The 19297-nt window shown below is 42.6% G+C and carries 14 protein-coding genes; 8 read left to right on the top strand and 6 right to left on the bottom strand.

Annotation, left to right across the window (positions count from 1 at the left end; all coding sequences use genetic code 11):
- Positions 1-224: 224 nt before the first annotated feature.
- Complete coding sequence (locus tag HC643_RS11935; RefSeq protein WP_038084343.1) at positions 225-803, top strand: hypothetical protein; 579 nt, start codon at positions 225-227, stop codon at positions 801-803.
- 362 nt (positions 804-1165) lie between these two features.
- On the opposite strand, the gene gcvP is transcribed toward HC643_RS11935, so the two are convergent.
- The 3 genes from gcvP to gcvT form a co-directional block, all read right to left on the bottom strand.
- The gene (gene gcvP / locus HC643_RS11930) at positions 1166-4072 is read right to left on the bottom strand and encodes an aminomethyl-transferring glycine dehydrogenase (protein ID WP_237266072.1); all 2907 of its coding nucleotides are present in this window, start codon (positions 4070-4072) and stop codon (positions 1166-1168) included.
- A gap of 281 nt (positions 4073-4353) precedes the next feature.
- A complete protein-coding gene (gene gcvH, locus HC643_RS11925; protein WP_038084340.1) occupies positions 4354-4740 on the bottom strand; it encodes a glycine cleavage system protein GcvH in 387 nt (128 codons plus the stop codon).
- Positions 4741-4863: 123 nt separating this feature from the next.
- Positions 4864-5991 carry a glycine cleavage system aminomethyltransferase GcvT gene (gene gcvT / locus HC643_RS11920; protein WP_038084395.1) on the bottom strand — a complete coding sequence of 376 codons (1128 nt, stop codon included), beginning with the start codon at positions 5989-5991 and terminating at the stop codon, positions 4864-4866.
- 329 nt (positions 5992-6320) lie between these two features.
- On the opposite strand from gcvT, the gene HC643_RS11915 reads away from it, so the two are divergent.
- The 5 genes from HC643_RS11915 (at position 6321) to HC643_RS11895 (ending at position 13750) form a co-directional block, all read left to right on the top strand.
- On the top strand, positions 6321-7388 hold the full coding sequence (locus HC643_RS11915; protein WP_038084393.1) for a sulfate ABC transporter substrate-binding protein: 1068 nt from the start codon (positions 6321-6323) through the stop codon (positions 7386-7388).
- 5 nt (positions 7389-7393) lie between these two features.
- Positions 7394-8263 (top strand): sulfate ABC transporter permease subunit CysT, encoded by an 870-nt coding sequence (cysT, locus tag HC643_RS11910; protein WP_137986267.1) that lies wholly within the window; start codon positions 7394-7396, stop codon positions 8261-8263.
- Positions 8253-9122, top strand: a complete 870-nt coding sequence (gene cysW, locus HC643_RS11905) for a sulfate ABC transporter permease subunit CysW (RefSeq protein WP_038084339.1) — start codon at positions 8253-8255, stop codon at positions 9120-9122. Before cysT ends, cysW begins: the two co-directional genes overlap by 11 nt.
- 1081 nt (positions 9123-10203) lie before the next feature.
- Positions 10204-11373: a PstS family phosphate ABC transporter substrate-binding protein gene (locus HC643_RS11900; protein WP_038084337.1), complete on the top strand. Its 1170-nt coding sequence runs from the start codon at positions 10204-10206 to the stop codon at positions 11371-11373.
- A gap of 10 nt (positions 11374-11383) precedes the next feature.
- The gene (locus HC643_RS11895) at positions 11384-13750 is read left to right on the top strand and encodes a DUF3604 domain-containing protein (protein ID WP_050045702.1); all 2367 of its coding nucleotides are present in this window, start codon (positions 11384-11386) and stop codon (positions 13748-13750) included.
- A gap of 77 nt (positions 13751-13827) precedes the next feature.
- On the opposite strand, the gene HC643_RS42375 is transcribed toward HC643_RS11895, so the two are convergent.
- Positions 13828-15162, bottom strand: coding sequence for a hypothetical protein (locus HC643_RS42375; protein ID WP_167844665.1), 1335 nt, complete (start codon positions 15160-15162; stop codon positions 13828-13830).
- A gap of 579 nt (positions 15163-15741) precedes the next feature.
- Between HC643_RS42375 and HC643_RS11885 the strand changes: the two genes are divergently transcribed.
- Entirely contained in the window at positions 15742-16239 is a 498-nt protein-coding gene (locus tag HC643_RS11885; protein WP_038091349.1) for a pentapeptide repeat-containing protein, read from the top strand.
- Positions 16240-16246: 7 nt separating this feature from the next.
- Here the strand turns inward: HC643_RS11885 and HC643_RS11880 are convergent, their stop codons facing one another.
- Positions 16247-17173 (bottom strand): phosphodiester glycosidase family protein, encoded by a 927-nt coding sequence (locus tag HC643_RS11880; protein ID WP_038091557.1) that lies wholly within the window; start codon positions 17171-17173, stop codon positions 16247-16249.
- Between the two features lie 41 nt (positions 17174-17214).
- Entirely contained in the window at positions 17215-17550 is a 336-nt protein-coding gene (locus HC643_RS11875) for a hypothetical protein (RefSeq protein ID WP_038091352.1), read from the bottom strand.
- Between the two features lie 76 nt (positions 17551-17626).
- Between HC643_RS11875 and HC643_RS11870 the strand changes: the two genes are divergently transcribed.
- On the top strand, positions 17627-19204 hold the full coding sequence (locus HC643_RS11870; protein ID WP_038091362.1) for a phytoene desaturase family protein: 1578 nt from the start codon (positions 17627-17629) through the stop codon (positions 19202-19204).
- Positions 19205-19297: the final 93 nt, after the last annotated feature.

Raw genomic sequence — 19297 nt, 5'->3', positions numbered from 1 at the left:
AAAATATATGACAAACTTACGTCAGTATATATCAAACAGAAGACACAATCTTTAGCTGTTAAATTTAATATGTATGAATTCTTAATGATTTCTAAAAAATTTTAAATACTGTGGGGTGGGAAATGCTAACCAAAAATTTATGGATTGGGTATTGCCTACTTAATAGTTCTTGGTTACAAGTCTCTATTTGCTATTGAAAAATCTTAAATTTATTCAGGAGGACAATGATGAAATTGGTGAAAAAACTTAGCTCGTTAATAACCAGTTTTCAGGGAGCATTAGATACGGGAATACAGCAAACATCTTCCTTGAAAGCTGTTACAATAAAGTTTTCAGGTCAATTAACAGGTTCTGGACTTGCCATTTTAGGCAATCAATTTTATGGAAAATTGGAGTTGCCTGTAACTTTAGATGAACTTTACAACAAAAGTCAGTTTCACAGTATTATAGAGACTACAAGTATAACTAGCGATCGCGGAATTATTCTACCAGTTGATATTCGACTATCTGTATTTAGATTTAAATCCAATTATCGTTACGGCTTATTTATTTCTAGTGGTTTTACTGGTATTTCTGCTTACTACGATTTAAAACAAGAGAGAGATGTTGTCAAAGATTTCAAAATTCCTTTTTGGGTAGTACAAGAACACAGTTTTTTATGCTCTGGTTTTGATTCTGTCTCAGGAAATTTACAAGAATCAGAAATTAGCTTTCAAGATTTATTAATACAAGTTCAGAAAAAGCCTGCTGTACCAGTTGATAAAAGTCTCAAGATTCAAGACAAAGTAGTAGCTAGCGTATAACTCAGCAGTCATACTAAATCCGCGTCTTCTCTATCTATAAATTGCGAACCTAACTTATTGGAAGCATCGCGTTTTGGCAAGTTGCTTTTAAGTAGAAGAACCGCCTCCTGTACGATCCGTTACGCGAGCTAAAGCCTTGCAGATCTCAATCCCAGGCTGAGCCTGGGAAAGAAAAATGAGAGCGTGTTAAATGAGGGCACCCCCACCGACCAGCTGTATCCTATGAGGGGAGGGGTTTTAAAAGTGCTCTCCGAACATTGCTTCCCTGGAAGAAGAGGGACGGAGAGTGAGGTCTGTCGAACTCACTCGCATTTAAAACAAAGGCATATAATGCTTCTCCGTATGTAAAAAGATCGCTAACTCTAATAAGCATCCATTGGCAGACAAGAACAAACAAAATTCCGATCGCCAAAAGCAGCGTCAATGCGACTGACACTCGGCCAGAATTTGTGTTCCCGAGTCCAAGGTGCGGGGTATGCAGCTTGTTCTCGCGAATAAGGATGGTGCCATTCTCCAGCAATAAGACTCTCTGCCGTATGAGGTGCATTTTTCAAGACATTATCTTGAATATCCATCTTGCCAGATTCAATTTCAGCAATTTCTTGACGAATGGCAATCAGCGCGTCACAGAAACGATCTAACTCTTCTTTAGATTCACTTTCTGTTGGTTCTACCATGATTGTACCCGCTACAGGCCACGAAACAGTAGGTGCGTGAAACCCATAGTCCATCAGACGCTTGGCAATATCATCAATTTCTATGGAAGCCGATTTTTTCAGCGATCGCAAATCCAAAATGCACTCATGAGCAACTAGATTGTTCTTCCCTTTATAAAGAACAGGATAGTAAGCTTCCAGGCGACGAGCAATATAGTTAGCATTAAGAATCGCCACCTTTGTTGCTGCGGTCAAACCTGCCGTACCCATCATAGCAATGTACATCCAAGAAATAACCAGGATGCTAGCACTACCCCAAGGTGCAGCAGAAACAGCACTCGTGAAAGATTGGGGAATTTCCTCCTGATTCCCAATCCCCACATCTCCAGTGCTTAACACGATATGTCCGGGAAGAAAAGGCACTAAATGAGAAGCAACACCAATAGGTCCCATACCGGGACCGCCACCACCGTGAGGAATACAGAAAGTTTTATGCAGGTTAAGGTGACAAACATCCGCGCCGATATCTCCAGGACGGCAAAGCCCTACCTGGGCATTCATATTTGCTCCATCCATGTAGACTTGTCCGCCATTAGCGTGAATCACGGCACAAATTTCTTGGATTTGTTCCTCAAATACGCCATGGGTTGAAGGATATGTCACCATCAAAGCAGAAAGTTCCTTGCTGTGCTTTTCTGCTTTGGCTTTCAAATCATCTAGATCGACATTCCCCTCAGAGTCACAAGCAACAGCAATCACTTTCATCCCGCACATGACCGCACTTGCGGGATTGGTACCGTGTGCAGATTGGGGAATTAAACAAACATTCCGATGCCCTTCCCCACGGCTTTCATGATAGCGACGAATCACTAACAATCCCGCATACTCACCTTGAGAACCAGCATTTGGTTGCAAAGAAATTCCCGCAAAACCAGTAATTTCAGCCAACCATTCCTCAAGCTGCTGAAACAGGATTTGATAACCTCGGGTTTGAGACGGAGGCGCAAAAGGGTGTATCTTATTAAACTCAGCCCATGAGACAGGCATCATCTCAGATGTTGCATTGAGCTTCATCGTACATGAACCCAAAGGAATCATCGACGTTGTTAGTGACAAGTCTTTAGTTTCCAGCCTGTGTAGATAGCGCAGCAACTCAGTTTCTGAGTGATAGCTGTTAAAGATGGGATGAGTCAGGTAGCTAGTGGTGCGGGAGAGGGGAAGAAAGGGAGAGGGGGATGGGGAGAGGGGAAGATGGGGAGAAGCGAATTCTTCAGGTGTGAAAGGTAGGACATTCTTACCTGAAAATATTTTCCAAAGGTCAATTAAATCTTTTTCTGTGGTAGTTTCGTCTAAAGATATACCAACGCTATTGGCATTAAAAATACGTATGTTAATACGTTGTGCTTCACAAGCGGCTTTAATATCCTCTAAACTGCGTTCTCCTAAATTGATATGCAGAGTATCAAAGAAAGACTCGTTTGAAATGCTGTAACCCAACTGCTTCAAACCTTCCGCCAGCATTACAGTCATTTGGTGAACGTTTTCAGCAATTTTTCTTAACCCACTTGCACCGTGATACACGGCATACATACCTGCCATCACCGCAAGCAAAACTTGTGCCGTACAGATATTGCTGGTAGCTTTTTCACGACGGATATGCTGTTCTCTAGTTTGTAAAGCAAGACGCAATGCGGGTTTACCCCGAACATCTTTTGATACACCAACAATTCTTCCCGGTACTTGCCGCTTGAACTCTTCTTTAGTAGCAAAGTATGCAGCATGAGGTCCGCCATAGCCCAGAGGAATACCGAAGCGCTGGGTGCTACCTATAGCAATATCAGCACCAAATTCACCTGGGGGTGTCAGTAAAGTCAAACTCAAGGGATCTGCAGCTACCGTCACCAATGCTCCCTCAGCATGGGCTTTTTCTACAAAAGCGCGGTAATCATAGATAGTACCATCAGTTGCAGGGTATTGAAGGATTGCTCCAAAAATAGGTTCTGAAAAATCAAAGGATTGATGGTCTCCCACAATAATCTTGATTCCCAAAGGATTTGCCCGTGTTTGCAACACATCTATAGTTTGGGGATGGCAGTCCTGAGAAACAAAATAACTGTTTGCTTTACTTTTGCAAACACCATAGCTCATACTCATAGCTTCTGCTGCGGCTGTGGCTTCATCCAGTAACGAAGCATTGGCAATTTCCAAACCTGTTAAATCAATAATCATTGTTTGGAAATTCAGCAGTGCTTCTAGCCGTCCTTGAGCGATTTCCGGTTGATAGGGAGTATAGGCAGTATACCAGCCAGGATTTTCTAGGATATTTCGCTGAATGACCGGAGGTGTAATACAGTCATAGTATCCCGTACCAATGAACGAACGGAAAACTTGATTTTTTGAAGCTATTTCTTTTAACGTATCAAGGGCTGCGTACTCAGTTTTTACGTCTGGCAACTTTAACGGACGAGATAAACGGATTCCTTGTGGAACGGTTTTATCAATTAGCTCATCAAGGCTGCTATAACCCAAAACTTTAAGCATTTGCTGAATATCATTGGATGACGGTCCAATGTGCCTTGCTTGAAAGCTCAATCTCTCACTTTTGTTCTCCAACGGTTGTTGAAGAGTTAACTCAACACGAGACTCGGAGTTTATCACAAATTTCTCTCTAGACGCGATACTTAATATTTTGCAACAAGTATATTTGACACGTCAGGTATGTGTGATTAGTTTATCTAATTGTAACGAAATTTTTTTGGCTAGGGGATTGGAGGGGGACACGGAGGACATGGGGGACACGGGGGACATGGTAGACAAGGAGGAATTTTCTCTCTTCCTTGTCTACCCCCTCTCCCTTGTCTCCTTTGTCTCCCTTGTCTACCCCTCTTCCTTATCTACCCTTCCACTTGGGCGCTATACTCCTCTGCAGTCAATGCATCCTCAATATCTTCAGGATCGTCAGCACGGACTTTTAACAACCAACCGTCTCCATAAGGGTCATCTGCTACTTGTTCGGGAGATTCTATTAAAGCGTCATTGCGTTCCACCACTGTGCCAGTCACTGGTGAATTCAGGGATTCAACAGCTTTCACTGACTCGATTGAGCCAAAGCTTTCTCCTTTGGTCACAACATCACCAATTTCTGGAAGTTCCAGAAACACAACGTCGCCTAATTGCTCCACAGCAAAGGCACTAATACCAATGGTGGCAATGTCTCCATCGAGACGCACGTATTCATGGGTATCTAGGTATCTTAAATTGTCAGGATATTCCAAAGACATATCACTTCCTCATCCACATCAAAAAATTAACACAGATAATGGCTAATAGCTCACAGCTAATAACTAATGGCTAATGGCTAATAGCTAATGGTAAAGACACAATTAGCAATTAGCAATTAGCAATTAGCGATTTTTTGAACGGTAAAAAGGTTTCTTAACAACTACTCCAGGGTAAGCTTTACCCCGAATTTCTACTTCTAGTTGCTGACCGACAGCTGCGAGTTCGGTGGGAACATAGGCAAGAGCAATAGGATAGCCAAGCGTAGGTGATAGTGTACCACTTGTGACTTCGCCAACAACTGCCCCTTGAGAAAGTACTTGATATCCGTGACGGGCTATGTTGCGTCCTTGCATTCGCAAACCAACTAATCGGCGTTGCACTCCGCTAGCTTTTTGCTGTTCTAAAACTGACCGCCCAATAAAGTCTTCCTTTTTATCAAGATGTACCAGCCACCCCAAACCAGCTTCTAAAGGGGTGGTGGTGTCATCAATATCTTGTCCGTAAAGTGCCATCGCAGCTTCAAGGCGAAGGGTGTCTCTCGCACCCAATCCGCACGGAATAACACCAGCATTCAACAGGCTGCGCCACAATTCTACTCCAGCCTCTGGATCTATCATGACTTCAAATCCATCTTCCCCCGTATAACCAGTACGGGCAAGGAATGCGGTCTTACCGAAAACTGTTGCCTCTAAGTGTCCAAATGCCTTAACCTGGGTAATATCTTTGTCAACAAATGATTGCAGCAAATTTACAGCTTGCGGTCCTTGTAAGGCAATTAAGACTTTTTCGGTGGAAATGTCTTGGAAAACAAGCTCATCTGAATTTAGGTGTTGTAGGAGCCATGTTTTATCTTTGCTGGTAGTGGCAGCGTTGACAATGATAACTCCTCGTTGCCCGCCAGTTGGATCTTCTCCTTGATAGTAAACGATAATGTCGTCGATTATACCGCCTTGAGGGTTTAACAAAACAGTATATTGTGCTTGACCGGGTTGCAAACGGCTTAAGTCTGAAGGAACTAAATGCTGGAGTTGCGTAATGAGGTTTTTACCTTGCAGGATAAATTTACCCATATGGGAAATATCAAACATTCCTGCTGCATTTCTGACTGCTTCATGTTCTTTACTAATACCAGTAAACTGTACGGGCATTTCCCAACCACCAAAGCTAGTCAGTCGTGCTTTGAGTTCTTGAGCAATAATAAATAAAGGTGTTCTTGCCAAAGATAGGGCGATTTCTTCTTGATTAGCCACAGTTGTTTCAGTAGAGTGGGTCAACATAATATATCGTAATTGCCATGGCAATTCGTTTGTCTGCTGGTGTAAAAATTTACTAAAATATTCTGACTTTTGTTCTGTAGAGCGAGATCTTGAAGAAGTTCTTTACGATTTGTCTGCTTTTATGGTTCAAAGAGAATTTTTAACTGCAAAGACGCAAAGATTGCCAAGGAAATTGGTATTATTGCTAAACTACGGCTTGCTGAACTGTTTGAGCGTGTTTTCAAGCATTTCACCGTGGTTTAATGATTTTCAAGGCAAATTTTTCTGTGACTTCTCTTAACAGGATACCAGGAGCAGCTACTATGAGAAGGCGTTCTGTCTTACACGCCCTCCTATTTATTGCGGGATTTATGCTTCCCGCTTGCACTCAAACACAAAACTCGACTCAAGAACAAACATCAACCGAGCAAACTCAATTAACTGCAGCGCGGAATTCAGGAACAATTGAATTAACTTTGGTTGCGTATGGAGTTGCAAAACCTCTTTTCTCTAAAATGATACCGGCTTTTCAAGAAGAATGGAAATCAAAAACTGGTCAAGATGTCAAGTTTAAAGAATCTTATGGTGGTTCTGGGGCTCAAACTAGGGCTATTTTGGGGGGTTTGCAGGCTGATGTATTAGCTCAAAATCTTCAGAGTAATATAGACCCTCTGGTGGAAAAAGGTTTTGTCAGTAAAGATTGGAGCCAACGATTGCCCAATCAGGCTTCTCCCGCTAGTTCGGTTATGGTTATTGTTACCAGACCTGGAAATCCCAAAAAAATTCAGGGCTGGAGCGATTTAACTGGCGATCGCATCTCAATAGTAGCCATCAATCCTCTGACTGGGGGTAATGCTCGTTGGGGAATTATGGCAGGATATGGTTCTACTCTCAAATCACAAGGAGAGCAAGCAGCAGAAAACTATCTCAAAGGCTTTGTCAAAAACACGAAAAGCTTGGTGAGCAATGGGCGCGAGGCGACGGATGCGTTTGTAAAAAATAAAATAGGAGACGCACTTGTTACCTTTGAAAACGAGATTATTTTTACTAACGATGCGATTCCTGAAGATTATCCTTATATAGTCCCTGCAACCAATATTCAGGCTGATTTTCCCGTAACTGTTATAGACAAAATTGCTGATAAACGGGGAACCCGCGAAGTGGCAGAGGCATTTACCAAGTTCTTGTTTTCCCCTAAAGGTCAAGAAATTTACGCTCAAGCAGGATATCGCCCTATTAACAAGGAAGCATACGAAAAACACGCCAGTCAGTACAAACCAGTTACCACTCTCTATAAAATTTCTGATTTTGGGGGTTGGACACCTGTGAACAAAAAGCTTTTTGCCAATGGAGCGCTATTTGATACTGCTCAAGCAGCCCGGACACGATAGTGGCAATGTCAGCTATTTCTTCAATCTCGACTCAACGCTCTTATAAAGCACTTTTGCAGGGTTTAGCTGTAACCTACATTAGTTTTATTGTTTTGTTGCCTTTGGGCGTTATCTTTTTAGAAGCATCCAAACGTTCCTGGCAAGAATTATGGCAAGTGATTGCAGCACCTGCAGCTGTGGAAGCGTATAAGCTTTCCTTTGGTGCTGCTTTTTTGGCTGCTTTGATTAACAGCGTTTTTGGTTCAATTCTGGCTTGGATATTAGTCCGTTATGAATTCCCTGGTAAGCGTTTGGCAGATGGTTTGGTTGATTTACCCTTTGCCATGCCCTCTGTAGTTGCTGGAATTGCTTTAGTTTCTCTCTACGGTTCTGGAGGAGTTATCGGGCAGTACTTTGACCCCGGAACATTTTTGGGGAATAACTTGCAGCAGCTTGGTATTGAACAAGTCAATATGACTTCATCTGTTTTCGGGGTTGTGTTTGCCAAAGTTTTTGTCACCCTACCTTTTGTAGTGAGAACCGTACAACCTGTATTAATGGAGATTGAACCAGAAGTTGAAGAAGCAGCTCGTATTTTAGGAGCAAATGCTTGGCAAAGTTTTTGGCAAGTCCTGTTTCCTCAATTATTGCCTGCAATTTTGACGGGGTTTTCCCTTGCTTTTGCCCGTGCTGTCGGCGAGTATGGCGTGGTAGTCATGATTTCAGGTAATATTCCTTTTGAGACGATGATAAGTTCTGTCTATATTTATCGTCGGTTGGAAGAATATGATTACAGTGGTGCAACGGCTGTCGCGATCGTTTTGCTCGTGTTTTCTCTCGCGATTTTGATATGTATTAACCTGTTGCAGTTCTGGAGTCGTCGCTATGAGAAATAGCTTGACAGCAAAATTACGGCATTTCCCTTGGGGGCGTTATCTATTGATTGCTTTGGGTTTGTCTTTCTTGGCAATCGTTGTTGTTTTTCCTATCGTAAATATCTTTTATCAGGCATTTGTCAGTGGCGTTGCAGCTTACTGGGAGGGAATTACAACACCCGAAGCACAGCACGCTTTATTTCTTACGGTCGCGATCGCAATTGTTACAGTTCCCATAAATACAGTGTTTGGGATTCTGATGGCTTGGATTTTAGCACGGTATTCTTTTCCTGGGAAAGTTCTGCTGGTGGGAATTATTGACCTACCCTTGGCTATTTCACCAACAGTCGTTGGTTTAATGTTTATTCTTCTCTACAGCCATACAGTAGGGGTGTTTGGTTCGTGGCTAGAAGCAGCTAATATCAATGTTATTTTTGCCCTCCCTGGGATGATTTTTACAACATTGTTTGTCACGATTCCGTTTGTCGTGCGAGAAGTACTCCCTACCTTGCAAAACATGGAACTGGCGGAGGAAGAAGCAGCCCAAACACTGGGAGCAAATCCCTGGCAAACTTTTTGGCGAGTCACTTTTCCTTCAATTCGCTGGGCATTACTTTACGGAGTTATCATTTGTACATCCAGAGCCGTTGGTGAGTTTGGAGCCGTTTCTGTTGTATCTGGCAAACTCATAGGAGAAACAAACACGCTAACATTACATATAGAAAGAGTTTACAGCGAATACCAAACGGTTGCTGCATTTGCTTGTGCTTCACTTCTCGCTTTTTTAGCATTGTTAACCCTCATCGGACAAGAAGTACTTAGAACAGCAGATAAACCCCGTTCTTTAGCAGGAACACAGGTTTTAAAACAGAAAAATTAGTTATTTGCAACAAACTTATAATTAAGGTTTTTTTGAAATTCTAAGCTAAATATTAAGCTCGAATCTTAGCAAATTTTACTTGTTTTTTAGCAAACATAACCTTCACTTCAGCACCTTTATCTTGAGTCCATTTCAGTTCCTCTGCAATCGCGGTATCGAAATTATTATGTATCAAGTCATCTAGGTTCTTGACTCCTATTGCCGTAATATGTACAACTTTTAGATTTAGGACCGATTATCCTCGTCTTGGTACAATGGATTTAAAAATTGCTGCAATTGCTCTTTCTATAAATGCTACATTACTAACTCGAAACTTAACTGATTTTAAAAATATTTCTAATTTACAAGTTGAAGACTGGACAAATTAATTGATATTTATACCTCACTTGTGCTCTTTAGAGTTCATTTGTCAAGTCAAGCTTAAATCGCCCAATGTATTTTTTGGTTTGGGTAGAACGAAGCGATATCCAATAATTTAATGAAATATTTAGTTTCGTTCTTCAGAACTAGAGTTTAGAATAAATAATCTAAAAATCCTGGTATCAAGCATTTTAGACTTTGGAATTAGAAACAAACATTAAGCGCTGTGACAGTTTAAAAGGCAAACCAAAGTTTATACAAAAAATATTTTTCAGTACAGCGAAAATATTGTTAGTTATAAAAGCTATAGCTAACTAAAATTAATGCATAAGTAAAAGCTTTGAAGCTTACTTAAACAAATTAAAACTTTGACGATTTATCCAAACAGTAATAGTAATAATAGTATGGAAAAATGCAACAGAATGGTTGTTATCCCGTAACTAAGTAAAGTATATTACCGAGGAATTAGATGCATACGGTCAACAATTTGTTGAGAAGGCAGGATTAATCCCAATTGGTAATTAAATACGTATATCCTCCTAAAAGGACTGAATCATCAGAAACACCAAATAAAAATGTGGCAAGCTTTCAACATGAAAAGTATGGAATAATACTAGATTGTAAATCTAACAAATCTTCGGGTCTCTACCACAATAACCATTCTTAAATAATGGTTATTGTTATATCGCACTTAAGCAAATGATACTCCCGAGGAATTTAGATGCGTACCAGTCAATCAAATCCTAAAGGAAGAAAAACCTGTAACCATTGCAGCTATGATGCAAATCCTATTGGGGCTAAAAACTGTCAAAAATGTGGCAAACCTTTGAATACTTTTGCTTCTGAAAAAAAGGATAAGACTGCTAAAGCTAATTTTGAATTTCCTTATTTTTGGTTGATTCTGACTCTATTATTTTTATTGTTTGGTGTGGGAAGCTACTTTTTCTGGCAGCAAATTCTTCCAAAACCAGAAATTAGCGATCGCAGTCCTTCTGCCAGTAACAGCACTTCCGACGCCTCTAGCACCCCAGAAATTCAGTCTTACAAGACTATGAAGGAAGTGCCAAATGTCCCTACGGGTACTTTTAACTTTGGTGGTTCCCTCATTTTTGCATCTCTGGTGGCTCAAGGCACGCACCAAGCTATCAGTCAAGCACACCCGCAATTTAATCTGCGTTATGTAGACCCACCTGACAGCCAACCCGGTACGGGTAAAGGAATTGAGATGCTGCTTGACGGTCAACTAAGCTTTGCTTTGTCTGGTCGTCCCCTAGAAGATACAGAGTATCAAAAAGCAATTGGTCGCGGTTTTAAATTAGATCAAATGGCCGTCGCGATTGATGGTCTTGCCTCCTACACTCATCCAGATATTTCCATTCCCGGACTTTCCGTATCTCAACTCCAGGACATCTACACTGGTAAAATTACTAACTGGCAAGAAGTAGGAGGTCCAAATTTACCAATCGTACCTTTCAGTATAAACGTTAAAACCACTGCTTTACTGAAAACGCTTCTTGGGTCTAAAGTAAAAAACGTCAGTTCCAAAGTCAAATCTAGCCGAGATTACACCGTGCTTGTTCGCGATGTTGCTTCCACCCCAGGAGCAATTGGAATCGGTGCTGCTATGTTAGTCGCAACTCAGACCAAAGTCCGTCCTTTACCGCTTGCACCTGGTAACACCAAACAGTATGTACCAGTTGTCATTGATAATAACAAACTCAATATGGCAGCGTTTAGAGACAGTAGCTACCCCATTACTAGGTATTTATACATCATTATTCGTCGTGATGGTAGATCTGAAGAAAAAGCTGGAGTTGCCTATGCCAATCTACTACTGTCTAAAGAAGGTCAACAATTTGTTGAAAAGGCAGGATTAGTCTCAATTAGGTAATTAAAAAGATATGTCAGAAGAAGCACTGAATTCAATACTTGGAGAATATACTCATCCACAAGGGTATCTAGAGTATGTCAGTACCTTGCCTTTTCTAGGTCGATTGCGTTGTTCAACTCAACAAATCGAAGCTGGAAGTTGGCAGGAAATTTTACTGGATTATGAAGTTGGTGCTTCTGGTATTGCAGATGGGGCTTGGATGAAAGTCACTTTTAAATTTTATTCAGATTGGGGAATTTTTCAGACAGAAGACCCGAAAGGTGCTAATTATCTCTCTGCTGAATACCAAGCCCGCCCATCTCTTCCTGGGGAAAGCCCCGCAACTGTGCAGTCACTTAAGGTGCGGTTTGACCAAAAAGGTCACGAACGTCCCTACCAAAAGGCAATTATTGTAGACATTGTGGATGGCTACATTAAACCCGGCGATCGCATTTTGATTCGTTTGGGAGATCGCCGTGCTGGCGGACCGGGAACAAGGGTGCAAACTTTCGTAGAGCAAAGTTTCCGATTTAGAGCTTATATCGATCCGGTGGGAACGTCTCGCTTTGCAGAAATTCCGGGTGATGTTGTTATTGATATTTTGCCAGGACAACCCGCTAAACTTGCAATTATCACTCCGCGACTGGTGAAAACAGGCGTGTCTTTTCCTATAAGAGTCAGGGTTGAGGATGTTTGGGGGAATGCTTGTTGGGGAGTGGGAGGAAAACTGCTGTTAAAAGCTCAAAGTTCATCTACAGAAATCAACCAACAACTCGATATACCTGCACAAGGTTGGGCAGTTGTCAAGACAGATTTAACTTTAGATGCGGATGAAGAACTGACCCTTCGGGCTGTGTTAGAGGGGACTGAGTTACAAAGCGCTCCAACTCCCGTTACAGCAGACAAACATCTCAGTTATCCTAGGTCGTTTTTTGCAGACCTTCACGTTCACTCTAATAATACGGTAGGAACCAACAGTACTGAGTATAATTTTGCTTACGGTCGGGATGTAGCCGGACTGGATGTTTTAGGTTACACGGCTAATGATTTTAATATTACTGAGGAACGCTGGAAGCAAGATGTCAAGTTGTGTCAGGAAATTACTGAGGAAGGGGAATTTCTCTGCTATCCCGGTACGGAGTGGTGCGGGAATTCGGCTGCAGGAGGCGATCGCAATGTGATTTTCTTGGGTGACGAAGTCTTGTTTCCCTTTGACCGTCAAGGCAAGCAGGTTCGCTCTTTTGAATGGAATGAAGACATGAAAGGCAAGCAACTGCTGCCTGGAGCATGGCCTGTCGATCAGCTTTATGCAGCATACATTCACAATCCAGAACAACATTTACTGATTCCTCATGTTGGTGGACGACGTGCCATTTTAGACTGGCATCACCCAAAACTCGAACGCTTAATTGAAATTGGTTCGGCTTGGGGTCATTTCCCGTGGTTCTACCAAGATGCGATCGCTCGAGGATATAAGCTGGGGGTATCAGCCAACGGTGACGAACATCGGGGGCGTTGTGGCGGAGGAGTTCCCGGTACAGCAGTTTTTGGGGTGAATGGTGGTGTCACGGGGATAATTGCTCGATCGCTAACAAAGTCAGACATCAATCACGCCCTGCGTTCCCGTCATACTTGGGCAACAACAGGCGATCGTCTTGTTGCTTTATTGTGGTCTGGCTCACATATTCAGGGAGACGAATTCAGTACATCTGGTGCAGTCACCATTAACTATCGATTGTTAGGTAGCACTGGTTGGGATGAAATTGCTGCTTACACTCATAAAGGTTTGCTCTGGCGGAGAAACCTGCACTCAGAAGCGGGTTATGCCCCAAATAAAATTCGCTTGCGTTGGGGTGGTTCTAGAATTAAAGACCGCTACCGCTGGGCAGAGTGGCGCGGTACCTTGGAATACTCCAATACTCTAGTTCAGTGCTATCAAATTTATGGTTTGGAACATCCGGAAGAATATGTCAGACGTGCTGGCGCTTTAAAACTGGAGTTTCGTTCGGATACTTATGGGGATTCAGATGCTGTGGAATTAGATCTGTCAGATTTACTCCATGCTCGTTTTCAGTTAAAAGTACAAATTGATAGTTATATCAAGTTAGGTAGCCCATTACAGCGCAATCCTTACATTCATTGTCCGGAATTTAGTTGGGAATTTACAGGTCAAGAGATTTTAGATAAAGAGATTTTACGGCAAGAACTGGGTGGCGCAGAACTGTTTGTTGCAGTGGAACGCTTGAGCGCAACTTCCATGCCAACAGACATGAGTGGTAGTTTTACACTCGAACCCCAGTCTACACCCCACGGTTTTTTGCCAGTCTACATTTCTGGTCGCCAAGTAGATGATTCTAAAGTTTGGACTAGTCCTTTGTTTATTGGGTTTGAGAATTAAGTAGAGACGCGCCATAGCGCGTCTTAACATCCTGTTCGGTCAAATTCTAGGCTGGGTTTACGATACCTTAAGCTCGCCTAGGAGGGTTGTTGTGGCTTGGGCTTGGGCTTGGGCTTGGGTAAATCCTTTGGTCTTCCTTCAGAACTGCCCTGAGGACTACCTTCAGGACTACCCTGAGGTTTAACCTGAGAGCTACCCTCAGAGTTGTTGTAAGGTTTGCTCGGAAACTTCCCTTTGGGCTTGCCTTTAAAAGGTGGTTTTCCTTTTGGCGGGGCGGTATCCTTACCCGCTGCTTTCAGCGCTGCTCTTTTTTCTGCGATCGCTGTTGCTTTATCATCTTTACTAGCTTTGAGGAACTTTGGTGGTTTCTCCAGTGGCAATCCCAGTAATGAATCAAATTCAAAAGCGTCCCGATGTGGCACAAATTTTGCCTTAATTTGTACAAAAACTGGTTTACCTTGCTCTTCTTTTGATGCTTTGGGATTAAACCTAAATGGTGGTACCAACGCGTCTCGCCAGAACAAAGGTAAGTGACTGGCTTTCATGTATTTTACTTTTTTAGCTGGTTCCGATTGTTTAATGTGCTCCAGTCGTTCTTTAGTAAAATTCTTGAAAACAGAGATACATGGTGTGCGACAAACAGGAATAAACTGCCACAATCCGCAAAGTTTAAACTCCATGTCAGCAAGTTCTTCTGAAATCACCTCTTCATGGCGTCCTTTGTCAAAGCCAACAAGTTGGAAGCCAACGTTAGGCGGTATGTCCCTACCGGGAAAATGAGTAAATCTTGGATAAACAACCACCCGTTGGATCGATTCGCCTGTTGCTTCTATCTCTTTCTTGAGTGCATCAAAAGCTTTCTGCTTGCGTGGAGCATAGAAAAGTGGGTACTCTTTATTACCAATCGTAATGGTATTGTCATTTGCTTCTCCAAACTTAACCTTACCTGTAATAACGCCAACTGCTTGAAAGATAGCACCAGGCTCCTCTGGAGCGGGCTTTGGCTCTTCCTCTCCTGTTGGCTTCTGCTTTTCGTCTACGGTTGGCTTCTGCTTTTCGTCTACAGTTGGTTTCTGCTTTTCGTCTACAGTTGGCTTCTGCTTTTCGTCTACAGTTGGTTTCTGCTTTTCGTCTACAGTTGGCTTCTGCTTTTCGTCTACGGTTGGCTTCTGCTTTTCGTCTACGGTTGGCTTCTGCTTTTCGTCTACAGTTGGCTTCTGCTTTTCGTCTACGGTTGGCTTCTGCTTTTCGTCTACGGTTGGCTTCTGCTTTTCGTCTACAGTTGGCTTCTGCTCTTCCTCTTGGGCTGTAGGTTCTTCCGGTGCTGGGTCTTGCGTTTGGGCAACGGTGGTTTCTGGTTCAGCAGGAGAATTTTCAACTTTTTTGTCGCTGCTAGCTTCTTTTGATGTCATAACTATAAGTAAGCACGTTTTTTTTAATGATAAACTTGGGAAGCAATCCCAAGTTTTGTTTTGCTTGTAAAAGTGTTTGAAGAGGCTGTATTGGTATCGTAAGAGACTTAATAATTTTGCTAAACCTCTAGGACTAAGGCACGAAAGTCATAGCGTTAGCGTGCGATCGCTTACTAATTAACCAAAAATACCTCGTACACTGCAAGCAGTGATATGAATTATACATTGACAAAGCATATCCACTCGTTTTGTCACTCATTCCTGCGAACTATCATAAAACTATAAATGTCAATATCCGCAAGGCTTTTCAAGCATATCATTCAGTTCTCAATCCCTTCTATCTTTAGGAATAAATATTTGTTAATTTACTATTGCAAAAACACCAAGACAGACCAAAAAAATTTGCATGGGAGCGAGAGCGCAATGGTAAGGTTTCTATATTTTCCAGTCTATACTTAATACAAAGTTATACAACCATACAGTCATTTTTAGTTTTTTACCTGCACCTACTGAGAAGCGATTGAATTAGGGTTCTTAATATTGTTTAATAGAGATGTTGCGATTTATGAAGTTAGCATTATGAGGTATTGGCAAGCACTAGCTGGGTTAGTCTTGGCTACTGTTCTTTTTTTGTCTCCCCTGTCAGCACATGCAGCAAGTTCTTCCAGTATCAGTCGTGCCGCAAGCAATCAGCTAAGCGGTAGAGATTTTTCAAACCAAAGCTTGATCGGGCAAGAGTATACTAGTCTCAAGCTGGAAAACGCTAATTTTAGCAATGCCGATCTCCGTGGTGGAGTTTTTAATGCATCATTGTTGCGGGGAGCGAATCTCCATGGTGTTGATTTTACTGATGGCATAGCTTATCTATCAGACTTTAAAGGTGCTGATTTTAGTGATGGAGTTTTTACAAACGCAATGATGTTGCGTTCGACTTTTAATAATGTTGATGTCACAGGTGCTGATTTTAGTAACGCAGTTTTAGATCGTTTGGAAGTTAAGAAGCTTTGTGAGAGTGCTACCGGTGTAAATCCTAAAACAGGTGTTTCCACCCGTGAATCTTTAGGTTGCGATTCCTGAACCTGTCCTAACTCCTCTCTACTGGGGAGAGGGGTTGTTTAATCGGGAGGGCATAAAATCCCAAGTGATTTGCGACTGGACGTTCGCGCATTGGTACTCTTGTATGAATTGGAGCATTTAAAACTTTTGGTTTCTGATTCCTTGCTATGACCAATGTTGTTGAACCACCTCCATCTATATTCAATGCCGTGTAAGCACCTAAATCTAAAATAATCTTTGTTAGCTCCGCGATCGCAACGCCCTCGCTGTAAAGCGGTTGTTTGCCATCAACAGCAATTAACCAAAGTTTTGTCCCTTCTCGATTCACCGCAACTGCAACTCGCGGATAAGGTTTGTCATCACCTAAGTCGGAAATAGCTGACTGAGCGCGATCGACTAAAAGCTGATTTCCTGCAACGCCTTGTTTTGTTCCTTCAGGGCACTTTTCACTTTCTAAAATCTGAGCGCGGTTGGTGGATGAAATACACAGCACAGACCAGTATTTTTCAGGTTGAGAATAACGGTATCCATTAGAAATAGCCTCACCAATGGGATTAACAACATCGCCGCTGTGTGGATAGTAATTCCAAGGAGCGTGTTCGTAGAAATTCAGGAAGTAACTTGCATTAATTGCTAATTGCAGCTTAAACTGAGTGAGAAATTCTGAAGTCGTTTGTGCCCTAATTTCACCATCATGTGAAGTTTTTACTCCGGGAGTGACAAGCGCTTTTATCCCTGGTGAGGTTAAGTCAATAGCGACGATATGCGTCATGACTGGACGCGGTGTGGAACGAGCAATGCGTTTGTAAACTATTCCCTGAAAAAGGGCTTGCTCTAAATTTGTTTGGGGTGGACGTTGAAGACACAACCATCCATAAACGATCGGTGGTAGTAGAAAGAAACTAATTGCTGCTAGTAGAAATCGTCGTAAATAAAGTAAGTATCTATAACTCATGAAATTGTTATAGAGGGTGGGCAAAATGCCCGCCCCTTGAATCATTTTGGTAGAGCATTGGCTGGAACGTGTTGAGTTCCACCCCAAACTGTTGCGTCATTTGTTTCCTTCCCATCTGCCATTGAAGGGCGGACAGCATCATAAATCTCGGGATATTTTGCTTGTAGTTGAGTATCATTCAGTTGAGCATCAAGTACGGTACCGTCTGAAGCTCTTATGACGGTGTATGCAAACCCATTAGGAGTCGTATTAATGGTAATTTTATGGTCGCGCAGAACTAAAGTAGTCAGGGGGAGCTTTTCAGAAGCACGTGTTGCAGTAGCAAAAAATACGCTAAACCCTAAAATGAGGAGAAGAGTTACTGACAGTTTACGCACGATCTGTCCTCAAAACAACTAGCAATAATTTAACTGTACTTCATGTAATTTTGCAAACTTTTTTTAGGTAATATTAATGACAAGCGATCGCGAGACGGATGTAATCGTTATTGGTAGCGGAATCGGAGGCTTAAGCTGTGCATCTCTCCTGGCAAAGTATGGCTTTGATGTTGTGGTTTGTGAGAGCCACTCAATTCCCGGAGGAGCCGCACATAGTTTTGAACGGAATGGTTACAAGTTTGACTCAGGACCTTCTCTGTATTCTGGATTGTCTTACAACCCTTCATCCAATCCTCTCAAACAAGTTTTAAATGCCATTGGTGAAAATTTAAATTTTGTAACATATGATACTTGGGGATGTTGTCTGCCAGAAGGAGATTTTGACACTTCAGTAGGAGGCGAACAATTTTGTGAAGTTTTATTAAGATTGCGTGGCGAGCAAGCTGTAGCTGAATGGCGGGAATTACAGCGAGTGATGGCACCACTCGGACGTGCTGCGACTGCAATGTCACCAGCCGCCCTCCGCTTAGATATCGGTGCAGTACTGACAGTTGGTTCCTTTGCTCCGTCTTTGTTTGAGCATATTGCCAGTTTCCCCAAGCTGATCGGAGCTTTTAGTCCAATTATGGACAGTGTTATTCAAGATCCCTTTACGCGTAATTGGCTGGACTTGCTTTGTTTTCTTCTCTCAGGATTGCCAGCTAGCGGTACGAGTGCAGCTGAGGTGGCGTTTATGTTTGCTGATTGGTATCGACCGGGCGTTATGCTTGATTACCCAATAGGTGGTAGCGGTGCTTTGGTAAATGCACTTGTCAGGGGACTCGAACGGCATGGAGGTCAGCTGATGTTAAACACTCATGTTGAGGAAATTCTTGTAGAGACAAGTCGCGCTATGTCTTTAGGTATGCCCTCGCAACGTGCTGTCGGTGTAAGATCGCGTGATGGAAAAAAGATAATGGCACGTCGGGCGGTGGTTTCAAATGCATCCGTTTGGGATACACTCAAGTTGCTTCCTACTGGAGCAGTGCCAAAACAGTTTCAGGAACAAAGAGCAAGTACGCCGGAATGTGAGAGCTTTATGCACCTACATCTGGGTATTGATGCACGAGGATTGCGTTCCGACCTTGCCTGTCACTACTTATTTGTTAAGGATTGGAATCTGGGTGTCACTGCGCCTCAAAACGTTGTGTTGATATCCATTCCATCAGTGTTAGACCCCTCACTTGCACCACCGGGAAAGCATGCGATCCACGCTTATACTCCCGGTAGCGAACCCTACTCTGTTTGGCAGGGAATGGATAGAAAGAGCGAGGAATATGCCAAGCAAAAACAAACGCGTGCAGAAGTCATGTGGCAAGCATTGGAACGAGTGATTCCAGATGTGCGTTCCCGCCTCGAAGTGACACTTGTGGGCACACCCATAACTCACGAACGCTATTTGCGCCGTCACAGAGGTTCTTATGGTCCGGCAATTCCCGCAGGAAAAGGATTCTTTCCTGGCTCGGGTACACCTCTTCCAGGGTTGTTGTGTTGTGGAGACTCTACCTTTCCCGGTATCGGATTACCCGCAGTGGCTGCTAGTGGAGCGATCGCAGCCAATACTCTTGCACCCGTACACAAGCACTTAGCAATGTTGAATGACTACAGAGGATAAACTCTTCAATCTCTAGAGTCATTTCTACTTTATAGTTCATCCTTTATCCTTTATCCTTAAGAAGTTTGTGTTTGTGAGGAACAAGAGAATGCG

The sequence above is a fragment of the Tolypothrix bouteillei VB521301 genome (assembly GCF_000760695.4).
Lineage (GTDB): Bacteria > Cyanobacteriota > Cyanobacteriia > Cyanobacteriales > Nostocaceae > Scytonema > Scytonema bouteillei_A.
This window is presented reverse-complemented; position numbering and strand designations above follow the sequence as displayed.